Below are 23352 nucleotides of genomic sequence, written 5' to 3' on the forward strand. Positions count from 1 at the left end.
CCGCCCCCTAATTCTGGTCCACAAGTGATACGTATTGTTTTCTTTGCCACTTTCGCTCGATTTCAACACCATTTTGCGGATGACGTTTTTTATCTCTCGGGTTTGAAGATGGTAACGGACGATTTCCTTTTTCACGTAATACGCGCAGTTTCACCATTGTTTGTTTATAAGCTGGTGTACACGTATAAATGTCTGTTGCTGTTCCTGTTAAAATATTGATTGCCTCTTCATTTACTGTCGCATGCATCGGCAAATATAACTCATTTCCAGTTACGCGATCTGTAACAAGCGCTTGTACTTTGATTTTTCCAAATGGTGATGCTAACTCTACAAGACCACCATCTTTCACATTGCGTTCTTTAGCAAGTTCAGGTGAAATTTCAACAAATACTTCAGACACTTTAGATAAAATACCAGCCGACTTATTCGTCATATTCCCTTCATGGAAATGCTCTAGCATACGGCCATTATTTAATAGTAAATCATACTCATCTGGTGCTATAACTGGCGGAACCCATTCATCTAGTGATAAACGTGCTAGTTTGTCTGGGAAGTTAAATCCATCTACATATAATAATGGTGTATCACTACCATCATGGCTACCCCAACATAAACTATTCCAGCCTTCTAGACGGTCGTACGTCGCTTGAGAGTATAACGGTGCAAGCGATGCAATTTCGTCCATAATTTCACTTGGACTTCCATAATTCCAGTCTCCGCCCAGTGCACGAGCTACTTTTTGTAAAATCCACCAATCTGGCTTAGAATCACCAAGTGGCTTCAATACTTCATACAATCTTTGAATACGGCGCTCTGTATTCGTAAACGTTCCTTCTTTTTCTAAGCTTGGTGCTGCTGGTAAAATAACATCGGCGAAACGAGCTGTTTTCGATAAGAACATATCTTGAACAACAAGGAAGTCTAAATTCGCTAAAATATGTTGTACATGGTTGGCATTTGAATCTACTAAAGCCATTTCTTCTCCCATAACATACATACCACGCAGTTTTCCTTCTTCGGCCGCAAGTAACATTGCGATATTATTTAATCCCGGTTCTTTCGGAATCGTAGTACCGTATGCTTTTTCAAATTTCGCACGATGCACATCATCTGAAACAGCTTGGTAACCCGGAAGCCAGTTCGGTAATGTCGCCATATCACAAGCACCTTGTACGTTATTATGCCCGCGTAACGGATACGCACCGGCACCAGGACGACGGTAGTTACCTGTAACGAGAAGTAAATTTGAAATTGCTGCTGACGTTGTACTTCCTCCTGTATTTTGAGTTACACCCATTCCCCAAAGTACACAAGTACCATCTGCTTCATATACCATACGAGCCATTTCTTTTAACTGAGCTTTAGAAATCCCTGTAATTCCCTCAGTATAATCAAGCGTATATTTTTCTAGCATTTTGCTATATTCATCAAAATTCTTTACATTTTCAGCTATGAACTTTTTATCGTGCCAATCTTGATCGATAATGTATTTCGTTATCCCAGCAAGCCATACATAATCCGTCCCTTGACTCGGGTGAACAAATATATCAGCACGCTCCGCCATTTCATGTTTACGAAGGTCTGCGACAATTAGTTTTTGTTCATGTAATTTATGAGCACGCTTCACTCTAGTTGCAAGTACAGGATGTCCTTCTGTTGGATTTGCCCCAACAATAATAACAAGACCTGCCTCAGCAATATCTTTCACTGTTCCAGCATCTCCGCCCATACCGACAGTTTTAAATAAACCGTCTGTTGCTGGAGATTGGCAATAACGGGAACAGTTATCTACATTATTTGTTCCATATATTTGACGAGCTAGTTTTTGCATAAGATAGTTTTCTTCATTTGTTACTTTCGAAGAAGAAATAAAACCAAACGCATCGCTACCATACTCTGATTTAATATGTTGCATATTAGATGCAACAACTTCAAGAGCCTCTTCCCATGAAGCCTCAACAAACATATCCCCTTGGCGAATTAACGGCTTTGTAATACGCTCTTCACTGTTCACAAAGTCCCATCCGAATTTTCCTTTTACACATGTGGAAATACCATTAACCGGTGCATCTGAAACAGGTTGCACTTTTAAAATTTGACGATCTTTCGTCCATACTTCAAATGAACAACCTACACCACAAAATGTACAAACTGTTTTTGTCTTATTAATTTTCGTCTTACGCATCGCGGACTCTACTTCTGAAACTGCTAAAATACTGCTATATCCAGGCTCTACATCTTTTACAAAATCAATCATTGGATTAAGCACATCTGGTTTTAAACCAGTCATAAATCCAGCTTCTCCTAGCATCGTTTTTTCCATTAATGCATTACAAGGACAAACTGTTACACATTGCCCACAGCTAACACAAGACGAGTCATTTATACTCACACCATTGTCCCAAATAACACGTGGACGGTCTAAACTCCAATCAATCGATAAAGTTTCATTTACTTGTAAATTTTGGCATACTTCTACACACTGCCCACAAGCAATACATTGATTTGGATCGTATCGATAGAATGGATGCGACGTATCCACTTCGCATGCACTTACTTTCGGTTCATATGGATATTTCTGTTCTTCAATCTCCATCATATGTACTGTATTATGGACTTTACAGTTACCATTATTGTTATCACATACTGTACAATACAATAAATGATTCTCTAATATTCGATCCATCGCTTCAGTTTGTGCTTCCTTTGCACGTTCCGATTGCCTCTCAATATGCATGCCATCTTCCAACTTCGTCGAACAGGCACGTAATAAACTTCCATTCACTTCTACAATACATGTATCACAAGTTTGAATAGGATCTACCTCTGGTACATGACAAATTTGAGGATGTTCTAAATTACTTTCGTTAAACAATTGGAGTATCGTCTTTTCACCTGATACGAAAAATTCTTTACCATCAACGGTTACACGGGCTGTCTGTTCTGTCATAGTTTCCCCTCTCCTTACAACTAACTGTACAACACAATTATGAATCCGTTTTCATAATTGTGTTGTACATATTTTTGAAGCGCCCTGTTGAAATACTTTCCTTTGGAAGTCGATTCTAGATGTTATAAGGTATAACTACGAAAGCTTGAAAATGTCGCTATTCTACAAATCTATTATATCGTACATATACAATAATAACCAAAATAATCTGCCATCTTCTTGTTAGTAGATGCTTTTGTTTTTTCGATGTTTTATGATAAATATAGGGAAAAATACATATAAAGGGGAATTTAATATGGGGCCTATTCAAGAAACATATACAATTGTACGTTATCAATCTGGTACATTTTCAAAACAAACCGATGAGGTTGTTACGGAATCTCCCATTACAATTAAATTAAATAGCGAAGAATACGTAACAGTTGTATGCACTCCTAATTACATTGAAGATATGGTAACCGGTTTTTTAATTTCTGAAGGAATTATTTCTTCTTATAAAGATATTGAAGAATTATGGATCCAAAAAGAAAACGGAATTGTCCATGTAAAATCATCAAAAATTAATCCGCTCTATCAAACTTTATATAATAAACGGTACGTAACTTCTTGTTGCGGGAAAAGTAGACAAGGTTTTGTTTTCGTCAACGATGCAGCAAAAGCAAAAAAGTTACATGATATACATATAACTATTACTCCGGAAGAATGTTTTCACCTAATGACTTCCTTACAACAATCTTCAACTACATTTCGCCAAACGGGTGGTGTGCATAATACCGCTTTATGTGATCGAAATAACATTCTTTTATCAAGAATGGATATCGGAAGACATAATGCGCTAGATAAAATATACGGTCATTGTTTACGAAACAATATCTCTGTTCAAGGGAAAATCATTGCGTTTAGCGGACGCATCTCATCTGAAATTTTGTTAAAGGTTTCAAAAATAGGTTGCGAAATTGTTCTATCTAAATCAGCTCCAACTAAACTAGCCCTGCAACTCGCCCACGATTTAGGTATTACCGTAGTAGGATTTATTCGAAATGGATCTTGCAATATTTATACACATCCGGAACGAATCGATGGCTACAAAATAAACGATTGAATACGTAAAAGAAAGTGAAAATTTAATCAGTGGAGGGTTTTTCCCTCCTCACTGATTATTAGCCCAACCAATCGGGCTTTTACGGGCAATCCGACTCCCACGAATATTTGGATAAAAATGACTCCTTTACAAAGCGGGAATTTTAGTTATAAAAATGTAACATATTAAAACCTTGAATAGTTAATAAAGTTAATATATAATTTCATTACATAAAGTGAAACTATAATCAGTGGGAGGTGTTCATCCCCCACTGATTATTAGCCTTCACCAATCGGGCTTTTACGGGCAGCAGGGCTCCCACCTAACTTCTTTGCTCCAGCCGAATTTTGAGGTAGGAGTTTTACTGCCCACAAATAGCGGGATAAATAAAATGAAAACATAGTAGCATAATCTTTTCATTCTTTTACAAATTAAGAAAGAATAGTCACAGAATACATTTAACTAAACTTAATCTTACAAAGCTAATGAATTAAATTTGAATCAATCTAGGAGGTTACAACTATGGAAATTCGCTTATTAACAACAGAGGATGCAGAAATTTATTTGAAAGTGTGTATAGAAGGTTTAATGAAAAACCCTGAGGCTTTTAGCTCTTCTTATGAAGATGTTCTTAAACAGGAAAACCCTGTCGCTGCTATGGCAAAGCGATTAAGCAATCCGGATAAGTATACTCTAGGTGTCTTCAAAGATAATGATTTAATCGGTATTGCTACTCTAGAAACAAAGCCATTTATTAAGCAGGAGCATAAGGCAAAAATCGGCTCAGTTTTTGTTTCTCCAAAAGCGCGTGGCCTCGGTGCAGGACGAGCTTTAATTAAAGCGATTATTGAAAATGCCGATAAATTACATGTAGAACAGCTTATGCTTGATGTTGTCGCTGATAACACTGCTGCAAAAAAATTATATGAGTCCCTCGGCTTCCAAACTTACGGTGTGCAAGAACGGTCCTTAAAACATAATGGCCAATATTGGGACGAAGAGCATATGGTTTTATTCTTAAATAATTAACATTTTAATATAATTTTTCAAAAGCATCTTCTTATTAATTAAGATGCTTTTTTCATTACAACAATGTAATCTTCATGTCACCTTTATCGATCGTTCCAATCCTTTCCATTCGTTATACTAAAAATATAAAGTGAAACTTCACTCAGCGAGGAGGATCCGTCTCCCGCTAATTATTAAATGAACGTATAGCATGCAATTGATATGTAGAGGAGAATGTAACATGAAACAAAACAAACAAGCTATCTTTTTAATATTTGCTACAGCAATTGTAACTTCTGGACTGGCAATTCTACCCTGGTTTATTATATAGAACACATTAAAAAAGCTTATTGCTTCTTAAGAAGCAATAAGCTTTTTTTCTATTATAAAATCCCGAAAAATTTATTTACACAACTTATCATAATAAGCATAGATACCGCAACACACATTACAATCGCATTACGATCTTGCTTTTCTTTTTGTAAACGTTCTACTTTTTTACTCATGTGTACAATCCCCTTTATATTAAAAAAAGTGTGAGATAGGAAATTTTTCTTATCCGATGCGAGGTGAATACGAAAACCCTCTCTATCTCACATACACAATAGAATGGAATTGTCATTTTATAAATAAAATGACATGACGTTATGTCGCAACATAGGGTATTTGTGTCGCTACATTTTCTATTATAAAAAATAGTTGTGCAAAACTAGTGCATTTTTTATGTCAATTGCCCTGATTGAAAAAATCAGCCATCCATTCAATCACATAAAAAGAGTTTTTTATTATTTTCATGTAAACTATACAAGTAGAATGAATAGTTTGGGGTGCACAAGATTATGGTGAAAATTTTATTAGTAGACGATGAAGAACGTATGTTGCGATTGTTAGATCTGTTCTTAAGCCCTCGTGGCTATTTTTGTATGAAAGCTACTTCTGGCCTTGAAGCGCTAGAATTAATCGAACAAAAGGACTTCGATATTATTTTATTAGATGTTATGATGCCGAATATGGATGGGTGGGATACTTGCTATCAAATCCGTCAAATTTCCAACGTTCCAATTATTATGCTAACAGCTCGCAACCAAAATTATGATATGGTCAAAGGTCTAACTATGGGAGCAGATGACTACATTACAAAACCATTCGATGAGCATGTATTAGTCGCGCGAATCGAAGCTATATTACGTCGCACAAAGAAAGATGGCTTTGTTAGCTTCAATGGTATTGAGTGGGATAAAACGAAACATACTGTTACAGTTTATGGTGAAAGAATCTCACTAACTCCTATTGAATTCTCGTTACTTGGACTCTTTTTACAAAATACAAACCGTGCTTACAGCCGTGATGATTTAATTGAAAAAATTTGGGGCTATCAAACAGACATCGAATACAGAACTATCGATTCACATATTCGTAATATCCGTGATAAATTACGCAAAAAAGAATTTCCAGTTGAAGATTACTTAGAAACCGTCTATAAAGTCGGATATAAATGGAAAAGTGAATAATTACTTTAATCAGTGGGGATGGATAAAACCCCACTGATTAAAGTTTCACTCTATATGAAATAAGGTATGGTGAGAAAATGAGCAAACTTTCCCTTAAAGTTGGGACATACTTTTTAATATTAGCTTTATGTATTGAAACAATTGCCTTCGTATCTTTTTATAAGAACCTTTCAAACATACGCATTGAAGAGGAAACCCTTGCTCTTTTAGAGAAAGGAAATCGCTATAGTAAAATGATTAAAAACCGCGCGAAGTGGGGTGCATATTCTAAAGAACGGAAACTCACAGAAAGCGCTGAACACAGTAAACGGCCTAAACGTGCTGTGTACCCCGAGTTTGATATCAACACTGAGGCTGAACACTTAGTTGAATCAGAATTAATTGCTAACTCTGATATAGCTATCATTATAACAGACAATAACGGCAAAATTATTTCTACCTCAGAACCCGTAACGAAAGAAATGCAAAAACAACTTACTTGTAAAACAGAGACTATCCCAGAAGGTGGATTAATCGTTGAAAAAAACTGGAAAAAATCAAAATTCATCTCAACAGTAAGCCCGCTGGAAATTCAAGGATTTCAAGGTAAGTTATATATGTTATTAAAGACATCTTTCTTAGAAAATATGTTACTTAAACTCATGAATCAATTTCTTATCATTAGTGTTTTGACAATTATTTTAACTACTATTTCTGTCTTTGTTTTTTCTCGTGTTATTACAGAACCGCTTATAAAAATGAAGCGGGCGACAGAAAAAATGTCAAAATTAAATAAGCCGATTCAATTAGGAATTAAACGAAATGATGAACTTGGAAGCTTAGCAAAAACGATTGAAGATTTATCTAGTGAACTTACGTATATGAAAAAAGAACGAAACGAATTTCTCGCTAGTGTAGCGCATGAATTACTAACTCCATTAACGTATATGAAAGGTTATGCAAAGGTAGCAAAAAGAGATTCTCTAACGAAAGAAGAACGTGAAGAATACTTACAAATCATTGAAGACGAAACGGATAGTGTAACCGATCTCGTACAAGATTTATTTATGCTTGTACAATTAGAGCAACACCAGTTTGTTATAAAAAAACAAAAAGTAATTCTTAAACCATTTTTAGAACGAATGGTTGAAAAAACAAAAACAACATTAACAAACAAACAAATGCAACTCCATGTACATTGCAAAGATGATTTAGAAGTTTGCATAGACGAAAGACGTATGGAACAAGTTATGTTAAATTTATTACACAACGCTTATCAACATTCACCAGAAAACACTTCTATAATAATACGTGTACTAACCAGTGCGAATACTTTTACAATAAGTGTACAAGATGAAGGTGAAGGTATTCCAAAAGAAGATATCCCACATGTTTTTGATCGCTTTTACCGTGTCGATAAATCCAGAACACGAGCTACAGGTGGAAAAGGTATCGGACTGGCTGTTGCAAAAGAAATTGTAGAACTTCATAATGGTTCTATTGAAGTTAAAAGCGAATTAGAAGTCGGAACAGAATTTATAATTGAATTACCATTTGTATAATATATGCGTGAAATCACCAGTAGTAGTCAACACTACTGGTGCTATTTTATTTATAAAACCAACTATTATAAGCTAAGCTTTTGAAATTATTCTTATTTCAATATAAAATATAGGTATAACTGTCAAAGATTTGGAGGGTGATACAATTGGATATCCATGTATTAACAAAAGACGAAGCAGAAATTTACTTAGAACTTCGAGTAGAAGGATTAAAACAAAATCCGGAAGCTTTCAGCTCTTCTTATGAAGATATTATTAATAAAGAGTGTGCTATTGAATATAAAGCCCAAAAATTAGCACAAGATGAGAACTATACACTAGGTGCATTTAAAGATGGCACTTTAATCGGAGTTGCAACACTGGAAACGAAACCATATGTAAAACAAGAACATAAAGCAAAAATCGGTTCAGTATACGTGTCTCCAAAAGCACGCGGACTTGGAGCGGGAAAAGCACTTATTAAAGAATGTCTTGAGCTTGCTAAATCTTTAGAAGTAGAGCAAGTTATGCTTGATGTTGTTGTCGGAAACGATGGTGCAAAAAAACTTTATGAGTCATTAGGCTTTAAAACATTTGGCGTGCAAGAACGTTCATTAAAATATAACGGACAATATTGGGATGAAGAGCATATGGTTCTTTTCCTAGATGAAGAAAAATAATAAAAAAACATCCTCCATTTATGAGGATGTTTTTTTACTTTCTTGTAAACCATGCTGTATATAATAATTGAATGGCCTCTTCAATTTCTTCCTCTAATAAAGTCGCAAATCCAAGCAATACTGTACTTTTGGGAGAAGTCCCTTCCTTATAATATATCGAAGCAGGATACACTTTAATACTCCTTTCAGCTGCAGCTTCCATTAATTCTTTCTCTTCCATCCCATTATGCACTTTTAATAAAATATGTAGGCCGGAATCTTCCCCTATTACTTCAATGCGATTAGAAAAATATTTTTCTAATACCGAAACAAGACGGTCTCTCTTCTTTCGGTACACAACACGCATTTTATGAATATGTTTTTCCCAATGCCCGTCATTTAAAAATTTCCTAATGATCTCTTGATCCATTCTTGAAACGCTTTGTGTGTAAAATAAATATTGTTGTTGATACTTTTTCATCAATTTCTTTGGTAACACCATATAGCTCATCCGTAATGATGGCAACAATGCTTTAGATAGCGTCCCCATATAAATAACTTTCCCGTCTGTATCTAACCCTTGCAGTGCCGGTATAGGTTTTCCCGAATAACGAAATTCACTATCGTAATCATCTTCAACAATATACCTACCTTCTTCTTTCTTCGCCCATTGTAAAAGCTGCATCCTTCTCGTGATAGGCATAATCATCCCATATGGAAACTGATGAGAAGGTGTAACAAACACAATATTAGCTGAACTATTTTCTAACTCTGAAATACAAATACCATCTTTATCTAAAGATAACATTTGAACATTTTGTTCACCCTGCTCGAAAACAACCATCTTTCGGTGGTAGCCTGGATTTTCAACTGCATAACCACTTCCTTTTAACAATTGAAATAACAACTTCACTAATATTTGCGTACCAGCTCCGATTACAATTTGACTAGCCGAACATCGCACACCTCTAGATTCATACAAATAGCTCGCGATTGCTTCTCGTAAACTTACCTCCCCTTGCGGATGTCCAATAAAAAGTAAATCTTTATTTTCAAATTGCCATACCTCGTTCGTAATTTTTCGATATACATGAAACGGAAAAGTGCTAGTATCCACACCCGTTTGAGTGAAGTCAAATTTATACACCTGCTCTTGAAAAGGTACTTCCCCTATTACCTCTTCGCTACCTTCCGCATGAATCATTTGCTCGATTTCACATACAAAATAACCTTTTCTAGAAATCGACTCAATATATCCTTCGGCAAGAAGTTGCTCATAAGCTGCCTCTACTGTATTTTTACTTACTTGTAAATATGTTGCTAGCTTCCTCTTAGCCGGTAATTTCGTAAAAGATAGAATCGTTCCATCTTTAATTTCTTTTTTTATATACTCATACAACTGCACATACAATGCCTTCTTACTATTCATATTTAAATTAGGCGTTAATTCTAACATAATATCTGACCCCTTAATAAAACTAAAATCTGATACTTTTTACAGTACCAGATTTTATATATAATTCCTTTTATCATGTCACACATAAAAAATCAAATACTAAAGAGGAGATGCATGATCATGAACAAAAGTAGACGTATCGGACTCATTATGATTATTACAGGAGCCACATTATGGGGATTATCTGGACCGATGATTCAATGGCTATTTCAACATACGAACGTATCATCAATTGATTTTTTAACAATTCGCTTGTTGCTTGCAGGAGTATTTATTTTGTCTTTCTTACTAATAAAGAAACAAAACATATTTCAAATTTGGAGACACCCTAGACATTCTATACAGCTTATTATTTTCTCTATTCTTGGCATGCTTGGTGCGCAGTACGCTTTTATCGAAACAGTTCATATTAGTAATGCCGTAACGGCAACGCTATTTCAATTTCTAGGCCCTGTTCTTATTACCATTTACGTTGCGTTTGAGCAAAAGAAATTCCCTGCTTCTATGCAAATACTCGCAATTATAACTGCTCTAACAGGAACATACTTTATTATTACAAATGGCTCAATCGAAAATATTGTTTTATCTAAAGCAGCTATTACTTTCGGCCTATTAACAGCGATTGGTTTTGCGTTTTATACCCTTCATCCGGCTTCCCTTATTAAAGAATGCGGAACAACTATAGTAATTGGCTGGGGGATGTTAATTGGAGGGATTGCACTGCTTATTTGTAATCGTTCTTTTGGATGGAATCAGATTTCGCAAACTTTCACACTTCAAACTTTTTCTATGCTTATTCTTATCATTATAAGTGGCACTCTTTCTTTCCTTCTTTATATCGGGAGTCTTAAATATTTAGCAGCAACAGAAACAAGTATTTTATCTAGCATTGAACCACTTGTAGCTGCCATCGTTTCAATCGCTTGGCTTAATGAATCTTTTGGAGCATATCAATTATTAGGCGGAGTATGTATCGTCCTTTCTGTTATTTTCTTAACAATGCCTCAAAAAGAGAGAGAACCAACCTTTTCAACTGAACAAATATAAAGTGAAACTTTAATCAGTGAGGGGTTCCATCCCCCACTGATTATTAGCCCTCACCAATTGGGATAGAAAATGTCAAAAGAGGTCGTACAAAACTTACGACCTCTTTTTATGATTTAAAGGAATTGTCTCGTCTTCTAGCAAATACAATTACACTAACAATAAAAATTAGGAGTGTGGCACCATGAAAAAAATCGGAACTATGCTACTTTTCTCCTTCCTCATTACTGGCTGCGCGCAATCGCAACCCGATTCAACAGCACCTAAAAAAGAAGTAATAGAAACGTCATCCTCTCAAATTAACGCACCTTCCTTTTTTCACCTTAGTGTCTTAAAAGATGTAAATTGGGAAGAAGCACCATCATTCGTAGAAGGAAAAATACCGTTAAAAGGCATTGAAAGAAAAATTGCAATGGCTGATAGCTCTATTATCGCAAATGAGCAAAATGAAATAATGTGGTTCTTCCTGGATCCTGAAATGCCAACTGGAAAACTATCTATTATCGCGTTAAAACAAGGAACTACAACTCCAACACCAGTACTCTTTCAAAAAGAAACCTCCAAACAAACTTGGACTACTTCAAATACAGTCGATACAACCGTAAAGGAACTCCCTCTCGTAATGTCACTACCTTCATCTGGATTATGGGTATTAAACATATATGTGAATGAAAGATATTATGATCAATTTGTAATCAATGCCGAATAAAGTGACAAAACTGAAACACTTCCTTACAACAATGTAATTTCTACGTCACGTACTTCGATAGGTGGATTATCTCTCTTCTCTTATACTTAAAGTAAGAAATGACGCGAGGAGAGATGAGAGATGAAAAAAATGATAGAAGTGATCGTAGCAGTAACTGAGGTTTTAATAAATGGTAAACAAGTTGCAATGGAGTTAAATAAATAATGAAAGGGGCTTGAATAAATTTACACTTCTTCATTATTTTGATTTCTTATCTCAAAAAAAGCAGTGCCTTTTTAAGGCGCTGCTTTTGACTATTTATAACTTGGCATTTTCGTAATCTGTGCCACACCTGAATCAATGGCTGCTTTCGCTACTACTTCTGCAACACTTGGAACAACTCTTTTATCTAATGGATTTGGAATTACATAATTCGCATTACGCTCTTCGTCCGTAATTATATTAGCGATCCCATATGCTGCTGCTAATTTCATCTCTTCTGTAATATCAGTCGCGCGTACGTCTAATGCACCACGGAATATACCAGGGAACGCTAATACATTATTTACTTGATTTGAATAATCAGAACGACCAGTTCCAACTACAGCAGCTCCAGCTTCTAATGCATCTTCTGGGAATATTTCTGGAATTGGATTCGCCATTGCAAACACAATCGCTTTCTCATTCATCGTCTGTACAAGTTCTTTCGTTAATACGTTAGGCGCCGATACACCAATGAAAATATCAGCCTGATGAATTGCTTCCTTTAATGTTCCACGTACGTATTCTCGATTTGTCTTCTTTGAAACTTCGATTTGTGCTCCATTCATCCATGTTTCACCTTCACAAACAATACCTTCTAAGCTAACTAACGTAATGTGCTTTGCACCAGCTTTTAATAACAATTTTCCAATTGCAATTCCTGCCGAGCCCGCACCGTTAATAACAATTTTCACATCATTCATTTGTTTACTTACAACTTTTAGTGCATTAATAACAGCTGCTAAAACGACAATAGCCGTCCCATGCTGATCATCATGAAATACAGGAATATTCGTTTCTTCTTTTAATCGTCTTTCAATTTCAAAGCAACGTGGTGCTGCAATATCTTCTAAATTAATTCCTGCAAATGTAGGCTCTAGATTTTTCACAAGGGTAACGATTTCATCCACATCAGTCGTACCTAAACATAGCGGGAAAGCATCTACATTCGCAAAATTCTTAAATAAAATACTTTTCCCTTCCATAACAGGCATAGCTGCTTTCGGTCCAATGTTCCCTAAACCAAGTACTGCAGTTCCATCTGAAACAACTGCAACCATATTACCACGTGCTGTATAGTCATAGGCTGTTTCCTCATCTGCCGCAATTGCTTTACAAGACTCTGCTACCCCCGGTGTATAAGTCAAACTTAAATCGTCCGCTGTATTCACTTCTACTTTACTTGTAATTTCAATTTTCCCTACTAATTCTTTATGCAATAACAATGATCTTTCATTAATTTGTTTTTCTAACATACTTATAATCTCCCCTTAATTTGACAAGCTAGCTATATGAATATAGCTAGCTTGTTTGATCATGAAAACATTTTTAATAAAATTGTCGCTGTTACGACCATTGCTGCCCCGCCTAAACGCGTTGAAATTTGTGCGAACGGCATTAATTCCATACGATTTGAAGCTGATAAAATAGCAACATCTCCAGTTCCACCTAAACCACTATGACATCCAGTTACAATCGCTGATTCAACTGGATACATTTTCATCACTTTCCCTACAAGAAAACCTGACGCTACCATTGTAAGAACAACCGATGCGCATACAACAACATATCCTACCGAAAGAACTGCTGCTACGTCTTTTAAAGGAATATATAGCAATCCTAAACCGACCATTAATGGCCATGTTAAATTCTTTGAAATGAATTTATATAAATGGAATGCTCCTTGCTCCATTTTTGCTGGCATTAGATTAAAGTACTTCACAATTGCCGCTGAAAAAATCATAATGATTGCTCCTGGAATACCGATAAACTTAGAAGCGAATCCTCCGAAAATAAAGAATGTACATGCAATCAATAATCCTGCTCCCATTAATGAGAAATCAATTGGTTTTTCTGTATTTTGCTCCTTTAATAAATCTGCTTGATTGTCTGTTTTTACTAATACACCATTCCCACTAAGCTCCGGTTTCTTCTCACCTAAACGCTTCATATACCCTGCACTCACGATTGCAAACATATTTCCAATAATAGCTGCCGGAATAAGCTGTGATACAAATGTTGCTGATGATTCATTTAAAATATCACTATAAGCTAGCGACAATGGTAAAATCCCTTCTCCGATACCACCACTCACAATTGGTACGATGATAAAGAAGAATGTCTGCTTCATTTCAAATCCAAATAGTGAACCGACTAATAAGCCTACTGCTACAGAAGCTAACGTCCCTACTACTAAAGGAATAAACATACGAACGAAACCTTGTACTAATACTTTACGGTTCATTCCTAAAATACTTCCAACTACTAAACAAGAAATATATAAATATAAAAAGTTCGATTTTTTCATTAACATGGTCGCAGCTTCCATTGAAGCTGGATTCATCCAGTTAAAAAATACAAGTAACGATGGAATAAATAATGAGAGAATTGCTGGACCACCGATATTTTTTAATATTGGAATTCTCATCCCAATGTCACCTAAGAAAATACCCATGATCATAATAACTGCAAAACCACCAATCATATCTGCTGGTAATTTATTATATACAGATGCTCCATAAATAATAGCAGCCAATACGACATATAACGGTAAAGGTATAACACCGATTTTAACGTTCATAATTTTAGAAGCGAAAGATTCACTTTTCAATTCATTGCCTTCAGAAAATGATACCGCTTCCACATTTTTTTGAATTCCCATATGGCACCCCCTTGTTTTCTTAATAACAATATTAAAACGCTTTCAATAGTAAAAATAGTTTTTGTAAGTTTTGTAATTGGTTTTGTAATTAAAAAAAGTATAAGCGACTTATAATAAGCCGCTTATACGTAAAATTCTATTTTATTCCGGTCAATACACCTTAATTTACTCACCGGTCTTCCCACATTTTGATACACCATTTCATTCTCTAATACTCCGATTTCAGTCAAAAACATTACATACTTTCGAATAGAAACTCTCGAAACCCCTACTAATTGCGCCATTTCATCAGTTGTAAATGCTTGTCCATTAAGCGATTCGATTTTCTGCCAAATGAGTTGCAATGTTTGCTTTGTTAATCCTTTCGGAAGCTCTTTATAGTCAAAGGACTCTCTTTTTTCTTTTTGTAAAATTAACGAATCTAATTCCGATTGACTAATTTTTTGTTGTTCTTTCATGAAAGTAAATTTTTCTCGATACACCGTTAATGCTTCCTTAAAGCGTTCAAATGTAAATGGTTTAATTAGATAGTCTACAACTCCATATTGTAATGCTTTTTTAATACTTCCCATATCATGTACAGCTGAAATCATCATAATATCAATTTCTTTTTCTTGATTTCGAATATACATTAAAAGCTCAAATCCAGTCTCCTCAGGCATAAAAATATCAAGTAATATGAAGTCTACTCGTGACCTCTCTAACACTTCTATCGCTTCTTTAACTGAGTTAACTGCATGGACAAGTTCAAACCCTCCCACTTGCTCTAAATAATGCGTATTTAACATCGCAACCATCGGATCATCTTCTACAATTAAAACTTTAATCATATTTGCTTCTCATCCCTACCTTTAGGTATTTCAATTGTTATCGTTGTTCCCTCTCCTAATAAGGAGGAAATGTGAATCTCCCCATTTATTCGCTGTATACTTTCTTTTACAAGATACAAACCATAACCGCGATTATCCCCTTTTGTGGAATAACCTTTTGTAAATAATGCATCCACTGCGTCTTCTTCTATACCTTTCCCCGTATCTTGCACTGTAATAGTTAATGCATTCTGATATTGTATCCCAACTTCAACTTGTTTCTTTTTGCAATGTATCACTGCCTCTAATGCATTATCTATTAAGTTCCCTACAATCGTAATAAGTTCATGAGTAATACTTTCATCATATATTTCCGGCAAGTAAGAATCTTCACTTATAATTAACTTTATATTTTTCTCCCTAGCATAGCTAAGTTTACCTAGTAAAAAACCAGCAAATACTGGACTTTTTATTCTTTTCATAACCCCACCAATTTCATATTGATGCTCTGATACCATACTACTTACATATTTCTGCAATTCTTCATACTGTTTCATATGTGTGAGCCCTAATACGACATGCATTTTATTCATAAATTCATGAGATTGTGCCCGTAACGCTTCCGCATATAGCCTAATACCAGTTAGTTCCTCTGCTAATTTTCTAATTTCTGTTTTATCACGAAATGTTGCGATCGCGCCAACTATTTCTCCTTTTACATATAAAGGAACACGATTTGTGACAATCGTAATTCCGTAAATATTTTGTTCTTCGTTTAATTGTACCTCGCCTGTTTGCAACACTTCTTTTATACGTGAATTTGGCATATACAATTCAACATCTTTACCAATAAAGTCTTCTTCCAGTCCACTTTTTTTAAATAGCCGTTTCGCTTCATTATTTATTAAAGTTACATTCGCCTCTTTATCTACAGCAATAATACCTTCTTTCACCGAAAGCAACATCGTATTTCTTTCTTCAAGAATTTTTGCTATCCTATGCGGCTCAAGACCAAATAAACTTTTCTTTATATGTCTAGCTAGCAATATTGCTCCTATAATCCCAACTAATACTCCAACTCCGACACCAATATAAATAATATGTCTACTTTGCTTAACTCTTTCTTTTACATTATCTGCTGAAATACCGACAGCTACTGCTCCAAGCTGTTCCCCTGTTTCAGAAAATATTGGTACAAACACTCGCATTGAAATACCTAAAGTTCCTTCTGCTAGCGATACATGTTCCTTCCCTTTCAATGCAGGTCCTTCATCTCCCCCAATAAAATGATGACCTATTTTTTGAGGATTTGGATGAGATTTTCTTATTCCATCCATATCCATAACTACAATAAATTGAACACCTGTATTTTTTAATATCCTATTTGTATACGTTTGGATTGCTGAAGTATCTGCTTTCCCAATCAAACCATTGATTACAACTGAATCATTCGCCACAATATGTGCAATTGTTTTCGCTTTCTCTGCCTGGCTATCCTCCGTTGTCCGCTCTACATTATGACTAATTAATATATCTGTAACAAGTAAAGAAAAAATTACAACCGTACAAACTAACAATGTAATCGTTTTCCATAAATTCCATAGTCTTTTTCTTTTTTTCATCCCGTTAATGACTCCCCTAATTACTGAATATAAAAATAAGTAAGGTAATATTATTTTCACCTTACTTATTTGCTGTTATTATACTTTAAATTTACTAGTCATTGCTTGTAGTTCTTCGGCCATCTCAGCTAAGTTTTGCGAAGCCGAACTAATTTCTTCCATCGAATTTACTTGTTCTTCTGTTGAAGCTGCAACACTTTGCATACTAGCTGTATTTTCTTCTGCAGCCGCTGCAATTTCATCAATAGCATTTGTTACTTCGTTTGCATCTCCAGCTATACTCTTCGTTGTTTCTACCATTTGATTAACTTGAGAAACAATATGAGTAGTAGAACTTAAAATTTCTGTAAAACTTACTTTCGTTTTTGTTACAACATCTAAGCCTTGTTGAACTTCCCCACTCACATTATCCATTGCCTTAACAGTATGTTCAATATCAGCCTTAATTTCCGTAATTAAATTCGCGATTTCTCCGGATGACTCTCCTGATTGCTCTGCTAACTTTCTTACTTCATCTGCTACAATAGCAAAGCCTCGGCCCTGTTCCCCTGCTCTTGCCGCTTCAATAGCTGCATTTAAAGCTAATAAGTTCGTTTGAGTAGCAATGTTTTGAATTGCTTCAGAAATAGCTCCTACCTGCTTTGATTTCTCATCAAGAAGTTTAATAATAGCATCTGACTCGGATACCGACCTAGAAATAGACTGCATTTGTTTTGCGGTTTGTTCAACTAAATCTTCTCCCTCTTCAGCTCTTTCTCGCGCATGTAATGAGGAAATAGAAATTGACTCTGCGCTTCCAGTTACATCTTGAATTGCTGTATTTACTTGTTGTAATGTAGCCGCGCCTTCTTCAACACCTTGGCTTTGTGATTCAGCCCCACCTGATACTTGTTCCATTGCAATTGTAATTTGATCTGTCGCATCATTCGCTTGCTGTACGCTCGCTGTTAACTCTTCTGCCGATGCTGCAACATGTTCTGCTGAAAAGCTAATTTGGGTGATCACATCTTGTAAAGACGTAGACATTTCATTAAATGCATTCCCTAGTTTCCCTATATCATCCTTGGAATGGATTGTAATTTTTTCTGTTAAATCTCCCTTACTAATTTTATGTGCCGATTCAGCTATTTGTCGTAATGGCCTTGTAATAGAATTTGTAATGAAATAAATTAATACACTACCAAATGCAATAGCGATAGCTATGACAATCAAAGTCTTATAAAACACTGGACTGGCAGCTTGCATAATTTCTTCGTCAAACATAACTCCAACTATTTTCCATCCTGTTTTCTCATTTGTTGTAAAGATTAAATTCTTTTTATCATCTTGTTCTGTATAAGATACATTTCCTTGTTTGTCTTCATAAATTGGTTTAATCCAAGGATCAGTAACCTTTGAACCTGGCTTTCTAGACGGATGACTAACAATTTGCTTATTTTGATCTAAAATAACTGCATAGCCTTTTTCACCAATATTAATCATTTTTGAAACCTTGAGGATGTTATCCAAATTCAAGTTAATACCTATAACACCTTTACCATCTTTTACTTCTTTAGCAATTGTCACTACCATATTTTTTGTAGATGCTGATTGATACGGTGCAGTAACAATTACCTTTCCTTTATTTTCATGCGCTTCTTTATACCATGATCTATCTGTTGGGTTATAGCCATCAGACATTTGAATAAATGGTTCTCTTATAAACTTACCCGTCTGCGTTCCAATATAAATACCTTCTACTTCTGGATGAAGCTTTATATATTGTGCTAACTTCGTTCTTACTATTTCTTCTTGTCCATTTGGATATGTATCCTCTGTTAAGATGTCTGAAAAGTACGTCGCATCAACAAATTTCTCTTCTATATTTTGAGAAATAACAGTATTTAAAACTGAAATATTCTCCTTTGCTTTATCGGTCATTTGATGTTCAAAATTTGTTTTGGCAGTTTGATATGAAACACCACCGATAATAAGTCCTGGTATAGTTAAAATAATAAAAAATGAAATGATTAATTTTTTCTTGATACTCATACTTTTAACCCAGTTAAATATATTTTGCATAATAAGCCTCCTTTATGTAATAGAACACTTGTGTAATTTTATACAATCAACATGTATAAAACAATATATAATGATAACATGTAATTTTTTCGTCAATTATGCATTTTTACATATCCACTTCTCCTAAACATTTTAATCCTAAAAAACAAGAGAACTTTAGCATATATAATAAGCTAAAGTTCTCTTGTTTTTTAACAGCTTCTCTTACAATTCCTTAAATCTTTATCCTTCACCTTATAGTTATATAGTTCATGCTCTTCTTCCTAATTTATTTGGATTTATTTACATAGCTAATTGCCTGACTCCCCATCTGCACCCATGCCTGTTCAAATTTTTCTCTTGGCACTTTTACATCTAAGCTATCATCGAGGGGATCTCGAATATATACAGATTCCTTATCGTACCCAACAAGTACAACACAATGTTCATTATACGTAATAGAAACATCCCCACTATTTGTTTCCCATGTAGTAAATTCATCTTCATCTAAAGGAGCATATGTTGCATTCGTAATCATGACTACCGGGTGCCCTGCTTTTACACTCTTATAAATTTCTTCTATACTCTTCCCTGTTAAGTCCACAGCTTTATTCGGTAAATATTTTTTTGCTAATTGAAAAAGTGGTCCGTGATATACACCGTATCCGGATTCAGAAAAGGTATAAATATTCCCTACAAATCCTTCATTCGGATTCCCACGTACACCATCTTCCATAAAATTAACTTTTTTTATTTCATTTGCTAATTTCATCTTATCTACAGAAACACCTGCGTATTGTAACATCATCGCTAAACTTGTTACTTCGCAGCCTCTATCTAACTCTGGTAATTGCTGAATTAAAGGCACATTTGATAACATGACTTTTTCATCGTTATTACTAAACTCTATTCGTTTTTGACTTTGTACACTTGAAAATAGTAACCCCTTTACTTTCTCCACATACTTTGTAATTCCATTTGTATATGCACCCCATACCCCTATACATAGTAAGGCCATACATATATACCACTTCCATTTTCGTATCACTCTCACGCCCTTTTTAATTCGTTAAATACGAATAAAACGCATTAGCATCTGTTTGAACCATAGGAACAAACTTAAGCTCTTTTCCCTTTTCAGGTTGTTCAAGATTTATCTTCTCCGCTAAATCTTGAATCTTCAAATTCGTTCTATCCATACCTAGCTCATCTGCTATTTCTATTACCTTTTGCTCATTTATTTCTCTTAATACTTGATATATATCTTTGCCATATAAATCAATATGATATTTTTTTGCTTCTTCCTGTACTTTTTGTTCGTACACTTCCCCTGCTAACTCTTCCATCTCTTTTCCTTGTTGAGCAATACCTAGCTTTTCTGCTTCTTCTCTAACTTTCGTTCCGTAGATTTCTTCCTCAATCTCTTCTATTTCTTTTCCTTCAGTTGAAACACCAAGCTTTTCTGCTTCATTATTAATTTTAATCTTATTAATTTGATCAATTAAACTTACAATCGACGTATTCTCTATAGATATTCCTAGTTTCAACGCTTCTTTCCTCACTTTTGTTTCATAAATTTCTTCTGAAAGAATTCCAACATCTTTCCCTTCTGCCGAGATACCTAATTGATTAGCTTCTCTTCCTACTTCCGTCTCATGAATTTCTTTTTCTAACGTAATTTGTTCTTTCCCATCCGTTTCAATGCCTAACTTTTCCGCTTTTTCTTCCGTATGCATTGCATGTATTTTCCCATCATTTAATTGTTCTTTACTACGCTGCGTGTAATCTGTCTTTCCTTTTGTCATTCCAGAAGGGGAGGCACCCCCTAATATACTTAAACTCATTACTCCAATAGTGAATACCGTCATCATTTTCTTTTTCAAGACTTCTTCCTCCCTCTCACGCTTTCTTTTTCCAGCTTTCCCATATTTTTTTTTATACTATACATAAACTTCATCTCTGTTAGAAATAACCTTATGATTTATCCAGTTCATTCAAAAAAACTTACATCTTTTCTTTCCATCACAAGTTTCCATTATGTAATACATGCTACAAGTTATTCCTTAACTTTCCCTTAAAAAAGACGACCTTGTAAAAACAAGGTCGTCTTCTCACTTATAATCTTTGATTTTTTGGGAAAATCACTTCAAAACAAGTTCCTTCTCCCCATTTGCTCTCTACCGATATTTTTCCATAATGCTTTTCTACAATCCAATTAGCGATTGAAAGACCTAACCCAGCTCCTTCTGACATACTTCTTGCTTTGTCTCCTTGATAAAAACGATCAAATAAATTTGGAATATCTTCTTCTTTAACTCCTATCCCATTATCTTTCACCCGTATACGAATTGAATTACTCGTTTGTGTGCAATCAATTTGAATATGCCCATCTTCATTCGTATACTTCATCGCATTATCTAACAATATGACCATCATTTGATGGATTCTCTCTCTATCACCCATAAACGTTATATCACGTTCTACTTTTAATATCATCGCTTTTTCTTGATAAGAGGCAATTTCTTTATATGGATTTATAATTTCTTCTAACAACTTATCCAGTTCAAATGTTTTCTTATCCATCTCAATTTGATTAGAATCCGAACGTGCTAACAACAATAAATTGCTAACGAGTTTCGATAGCCGCCTACATTCTTTTGAAATTGTAGAGATATCCACGGCTTTTTCTTCTATCGTAGCGGATGGGGACTGGAATAATACATCCGTTTTTGATTGAATAACTGCAAGCGGTGTTCTTAATTCATGTGATGCATCGGAAACGAATTGCTGCTGTTTCTCCCATGAATTTTGAATAGGTATGAGTGCCCTGCCAGCTAGGAAAAAACCGATACCTATTGCACATAGACTTCCTATGCTACAACCTATTATGAGAATTAAAAATAAAGTATTTAGCATTTCTTCTTCAGCTGTTGTATCACGTACAATTTGAACTATTTTTCCATCTTCTTGAAACGCAAACGTTCTAAAATATCGTCCTTGCACTTCAATATCTTGCAAATCCCCTACCTTTTTTGGAGAAAACTTTTCCAAATCCCCTTCAAAGTTAGAGCGAAATTTATGGTTATCGCCTCCTATCTCCACTATTTTTCCATTCCAAGTTATTATAGTTGTCCGTGGGTCTCGAATTTTGATATTCTCTATACGTTTTCTTGGTGGTGGCATTTTAACATCAAATTTTTCTCTATACTGAGTTATCATTTTTATAGATTGATCCACTTCATTATAAGTACGCTTGTATGTGTACGAATAAATAATACTACCTAATACACCTATTAATAGGATAAATACTAACGAATTCAATATAGTTAGACGAATACGTGTCTTTTGAAACATGCTTCCCTTTCTCATTGTTCTTTTAATATATATCCAATACCACGAACGGTTTGAATATCTTTCTGATAACCGAATGGTTCTAATTTTTTACGTAAATGATGTACATACACTTCTACAATTGCTACTGTCGTATCTGAATCAAATCCCCAAACACGATCGAAAATTTGTTCACGCATTAAAATCTTCCCGCTATTTTGAATGAGATACTCTAGTAGCTCGTATTGTTTTAATGTCAGCTTAATACCTTGTCCATCTACTTGAATGTCTTTATCTTTTCCGAACAATTCAATTCCTTTATAGCGAATGGTCTGCTGTGTTGTTAAACTACCACTTCTGCGTAGTAATGCACGAATTCTCGCTTTTAATTCAGGGGCCTGAAACGGTTTAACAATATAATCATCTCCACCAAAGTCCAATCCTTTCACTCGATCTTCTAAAGAATCTCTCGCTGTCAAAAACAGGACTGGCGTTTCAATCTTTTCATCACGTATTTTTTGAATCACTTCAAATCCGTCCATTTCTGGCATCATCACATCAAGCAAAATTGCATCATAAATGTTTTGCAGCGCCAAAAACAAGCCGTCTTCCCCATTCATTGCCGTATCCACTTCAAATTCATCACGTAAAATTTGTACGATAGACTCTAATAACGAGGCATTATCTTCTACTACAAGTAAGCGCATATTC

The 23352-nt window shown here is 35.0% G+C and carries 19 protein-coding genes and 1 pseudogene; 7 read left to right on the forward strand and 13 right to left on the reverse strand.

Annotated elements, in window-relative coordinates; genetic code table 11:
• Nucleotides 1–7 precede the first annotated feature (7 nt).
• The gene (gene fdhF / locus NSS74_RS20830) at nucleotides 8–2950 is read right to left on the reverse strand and encodes a formate dehydrogenase subunit alpha (protein WP_002029706.1); all 2943 of its coding nucleotides are present in this window, start codon (nucleotides 2948–2950) and stop codon (nucleotides 8–10) included.
• 295 nt (nucleotides 2951–3245) lie between these two features.
• Between fdhF and fdhD the strand changes: the two genes are divergently transcribed.
• Entirely contained in the window at nucleotides 3246–4052 is an 807-nt protein-coding gene (gene fdhD / locus NSS74_RS20835) for a formate dehydrogenase accessory sulfurtransferase FdhD (protein WP_002125147.1), read from the forward strand.
• 501 nt (nucleotides 4053–4553) lie between these two features.
• Nucleotides 4554–5060 carry a GNAT family N-acetyltransferase gene (locus tag NSS74_RS20840; protein ID WP_002140328.1) on the forward strand — a complete coding sequence of 169 codons (507 nt, stop codon included), beginning with the start codon at nucleotides 4554–4556 and terminating at the stop codon, nucleotides 5058–5060.
• Nucleotides 5061–5422: 362 nt separating this feature from the next.
• Here NSS74_RS20840 and NSS74_RS20845 read toward each other — a convergent pair whose 3' ends face one another.
• The gene (locus NSS74_RS20845) at nucleotides 5423–5545 is read right to left on the reverse strand and encodes a hypothetical protein (RefSeq protein ID WP_002029704.1); all 123 of its coding nucleotides are present in this window, start codon (nucleotides 5543–5545) and stop codon (nucleotides 5423–5425) included.
• Between the two features lie 333 nt (nucleotides 5546–5878).
• On the opposite strand from NSS74_RS20845, the gene NSS74_RS20850 reads away from it, so the two are divergent.
• From NSS74_RS20850 to NSS74_RS20860, 3 genes are all read left to right on the forward strand, one after another.
• Complete coding sequence (locus NSS74_RS20850) at nucleotides 5879–6550, forward strand: response regulator transcription factor (RefSeq protein ID WP_002010439.1); 672 nt, start codon at nucleotides 5879–5881, stop codon at nucleotides 6548–6550.
• A gap of 77 nt (nucleotides 6551–6627) precedes the next feature.
• On the forward strand, nucleotides 6628–8091 hold the full coding sequence (locus tag NSS74_RS20855; RefSeq protein WP_002029701.1) for a sensor histidine kinase: 1464 nt from the start codon (nucleotides 6628–6630) through the stop codon (nucleotides 8089–8091).
• A gap of 146 nt (nucleotides 8092–8237) precedes the next feature.
• Nucleotides 8238–8750: a GNAT family N-acetyltransferase gene (locus NSS74_RS20860; RefSeq protein ID WP_002029700.1), complete on the forward strand. Its 513-nt coding sequence runs from the start codon at nucleotides 8238–8240 to the stop codon at nucleotides 8748–8750.
• 34 nt (nucleotides 8751–8784) lie between these two features.
• Here the strand turns inward: NSS74_RS20860 and pdxR are convergent, their stop codons facing one another.
• The gene (pdxR, locus tag NSS74_RS20865) at nucleotides 8785–10185 is read right to left on the reverse strand and encodes a MocR-like pyridoxine biosynthesis transcription factor PdxR (protein ID WP_002140325.1); all 1401 of its coding nucleotides are present in this window, start codon (nucleotides 10183–10185) and stop codon (nucleotides 8785–8787) included.
• Between the two features lie 120 nt (nucleotides 10186–10305).
• On the opposite strand from pdxR, the gene NSS74_RS20870 reads away from it, so the two are divergent.
• Both NSS74_RS20870 and NSS74_RS20875 read left to right on the forward strand, forming a co-directional pair.
• On the forward strand, nucleotides 10306–11232 hold the full coding sequence (locus NSS74_RS20870; protein WP_002140321.1) for a DMT family transporter: 927 nt from the start codon (nucleotides 10306–10308) through the stop codon (nucleotides 11230–11232).
• A 181-nt stretch (nucleotides 11233–11413) separates the two neighbouring features.
• The gene (locus NSS74_RS20875; RefSeq protein ID WP_002029695.1) at nucleotides 11414–11938 is read left to right on the forward strand and encodes a DUF4871 domain-containing protein; all 525 of its coding nucleotides are present in this window, start codon (nucleotides 11414–11416) and stop codon (nucleotides 11936–11938) included.
• A 293-nt stretch (nucleotides 11939–12231) separates the two neighbouring features.
• On the opposite strand, the gene NSS74_RS20880 is transcribed toward NSS74_RS20875, so the two are convergent.
• The 10 genes and pseudogenes from NSS74_RS20880 to NSS74_RS20920 all read right to left on the reverse strand — a co-directional run bounded on the left by NSS74_RS20880 (nucleotide 12232) and on the right by NSS74_RS20920 (nucleotide 23348).
• A complete protein-coding gene (locus NSS74_RS20880; protein WP_002029693.1) occupies nucleotides 12232–13434 on the reverse strand; it encodes an NAD(P)-dependent malic enzyme in 1203 nt (400 codons plus the stop codon).
• A 59-nt stretch (nucleotides 13435–13493) separates the two neighbouring features.
• Nucleotides 13494–14840, reverse strand: a complete 1347-nt coding sequence (locus tag NSS74_RS20885) for a 2-hydroxycarboxylate transporter family protein (RefSeq protein WP_002029691.1) — start codon at nucleotides 14838–14840, stop codon at nucleotides 13494–13496.
• Between the two features lie 122 nt (nucleotides 14841–14962).
• Entirely contained in the window at nucleotides 14963–15670 is a 708-nt protein-coding gene (locus NSS74_RS20890) for a response regulator (protein ID WP_340814197.1), read from the reverse strand.
• Complete coding sequence (locus tag NSS74_RS20895; protein ID WP_002125131.1) at nucleotides 15667–17271, reverse strand: sensor histidine kinase; 1605 nt, start codon at nucleotides 17269–17271, stop codon at nucleotides 15667–15669. Before NSS74_RS20895 ends, NSS74_RS20890 begins: the two co-directional genes overlap by 4 nt.
• Nucleotides 17272–17349: 78 nt before the next feature.
• Complete coding sequence (locus NSS74_RS27980) at nucleotides 17350–18297, reverse strand: methyl-accepting chemotaxis protein (RefSeq protein ID WP_443650646.1); 948 nt, start codon at nucleotides 18295–18297, stop codon at nucleotides 17350–17352.
• Nucleotides 18289–19332, reverse strand: a pseudogene (locus NSS74_RS27985) (HAMP domain-containing protein); the annotation flags it as partial. The gene NSS74_RS27980 and the pseudogene NSS74_RS27985, both read right to left, overlap by 9 nt.
• 268 nt (nucleotides 19333–19600) lie before the next feature.
• Nucleotides 19601–20329, reverse strand: coding sequence for a C39 family peptidase (locus NSS74_RS20905; RefSeq protein WP_002140316.1), 729 nt, complete (start codon nucleotides 20327–20329; stop codon nucleotides 19601–19603).
• A 43-nt stretch (nucleotides 20330–20372) separates the two neighbouring features.
• Nucleotides 20373–21194, reverse strand: coding sequence for a hypothetical protein (locus tag NSS74_RS20910; RefSeq protein WP_002140315.1), 822 nt, complete (start codon nucleotides 21192–21194; stop codon nucleotides 20373–20375).
• Nucleotides 21195–21426: 232 nt separating this feature from the next.
• On the reverse strand, nucleotides 21427–22665 hold the full coding sequence (locus NSS74_RS20915) for a sensor histidine kinase (protein WP_340814200.1): 1239 nt from the start codon (nucleotides 22663–22665) through the stop codon (nucleotides 21427–21429).
• A gap of 11 nt (nucleotides 22666–22676) precedes the next feature.
• Nucleotides 22677–23348, reverse strand: coding sequence for a response regulator transcription factor (locus NSS74_RS20920; protein WP_002091066.1), 672 nt, complete (start codon nucleotides 23346–23348; stop codon nucleotides 22677–22679).
• Between the last annotated feature and the right edge of the window lie 4 nt (nucleotides 23349–23352).

The sequence above is a fragment of the Bacillus sp. FSL E2-8868 genome (assembly GCF_038005505.1).
GTDB lineage: Bacteria > Bacillota > Bacilli > Bacillales > Bacillaceae_G > Bacillus_A > Bacillus_A mycoides.

Excerpts from the sequence above, each read along its gene's own strand:
- NSS74_RS20840 (WP_002140328.1), top strand. The coding sequence starts at position 4,554 with ATGGAAATTCGCTTATTAACAACAGAGGATGCAGAAATTTATTTGAAA.
- NSS74_RS20845 (WP_002029704.1), bottom strand. The coding sequence starts at position 5,545 with ATGAGTAAAAAAGTAGAACGTTTACAAAAAGAAAAGCAAGATCGTAAT.
- NSS74_RS20850 (WP_002010439.1), top strand. The coding sequence starts at position 5,879 with ATGGTGAAAATTTTATTAGTAGACGATGAAGAACGTATGTTGCGATTG.
- NSS74_RS20905 (WP_002140316.1), bottom strand. The coding sequence starts at position 20,329 with ATGGCCTTACTATGTATAGGGGTATGGGGTGCATATACAAATGGAATT.
- NSS74_RS20920 (WP_002091066.1), bottom strand. The coding sequence starts at position 23,348 with ATGCGCTTACTTGTAGTAGAAGATAATGCCTCGTTATTAGAGTCTATC.
- NSS74_RS20855 (WP_002029701.1), top strand. The coding sequence starts at position 6,628 with ATGAGCAAACTTTCCCTTAAAGTTGGGACATACTTTTTAATATTAGCT.
- fdhF (WP_002029706.1), bottom strand. The coding sequence starts at position 2,950 with ATGACAGAACAGACAGCCCGTGTAACCGTTGATGGTAAAGAATTTTTC.
- NSS74_RS20880 (WP_002029693.1), bottom strand. The coding sequence starts at position 13,434 with ATGTTAGAAAAACAAATTAATGAAAGATCATTGTTATTGCATAAAGAA.
- NSS74_RS27980 (WP_443650646.1), bottom strand. The coding sequence starts at position 18,297 with ATGTCTACGTCTTTACAAGATGTGATCACCCAAATTAGCTTTTCAGCA.
- pdxR (WP_002140325.1), bottom strand. The coding sequence starts at position 10,185 with ATGTTAGAATTAACGCCTAATTTAAATATGAATAGTAAGAAGGCATTG.
- NSS74_RS20875 (WP_002029695.1), top strand. The coding sequence starts at position 11,414 with ATGAAAAAAATCGGAACTATGCTACTTTTCTCCTTCCTCATTACTGGC.
- fdhD (WP_002125147.1), top strand. The coding sequence starts at position 3,246 with ATGGGGCCTATTCAAGAAACATATACAATTGTACGTTATCAATCTGGT.
- NSS74_RS20915 (WP_340814200.1), bottom strand. The coding sequence starts at position 22,665 with ATGTTTCAAAAGACACGTATTCGTCTAACTATATTGAATTCGTTAGTA.
- NSS74_RS20890 (WP_340814197.1), bottom strand. The coding sequence starts at position 15,670 with ATGATTAAAGTTTTAATTGTAGAAGATGATCCGATGGTTGCGATGTTA.
- NSS74_RS20895 (WP_002125131.1), bottom strand. The coding sequence starts at position 17,271 with ATGAAAAAAAGAAAAAGACTATGGAATTTATGGAAAACGATTACATTG.
- NSS74_RS20870 (WP_002140321.1), top strand. The coding sequence starts at position 10,306 with ATGAACAAAAGTAGACGTATCGGACTCATTATGATTATTACAGGAGCC.
- NSS74_RS20885 (WP_002029691.1), bottom strand. The coding sequence starts at position 14,840 with ATGGGAATTCAAAAAAATGTGGAAGCGGTATCATTTTCTGAAGGCAAT.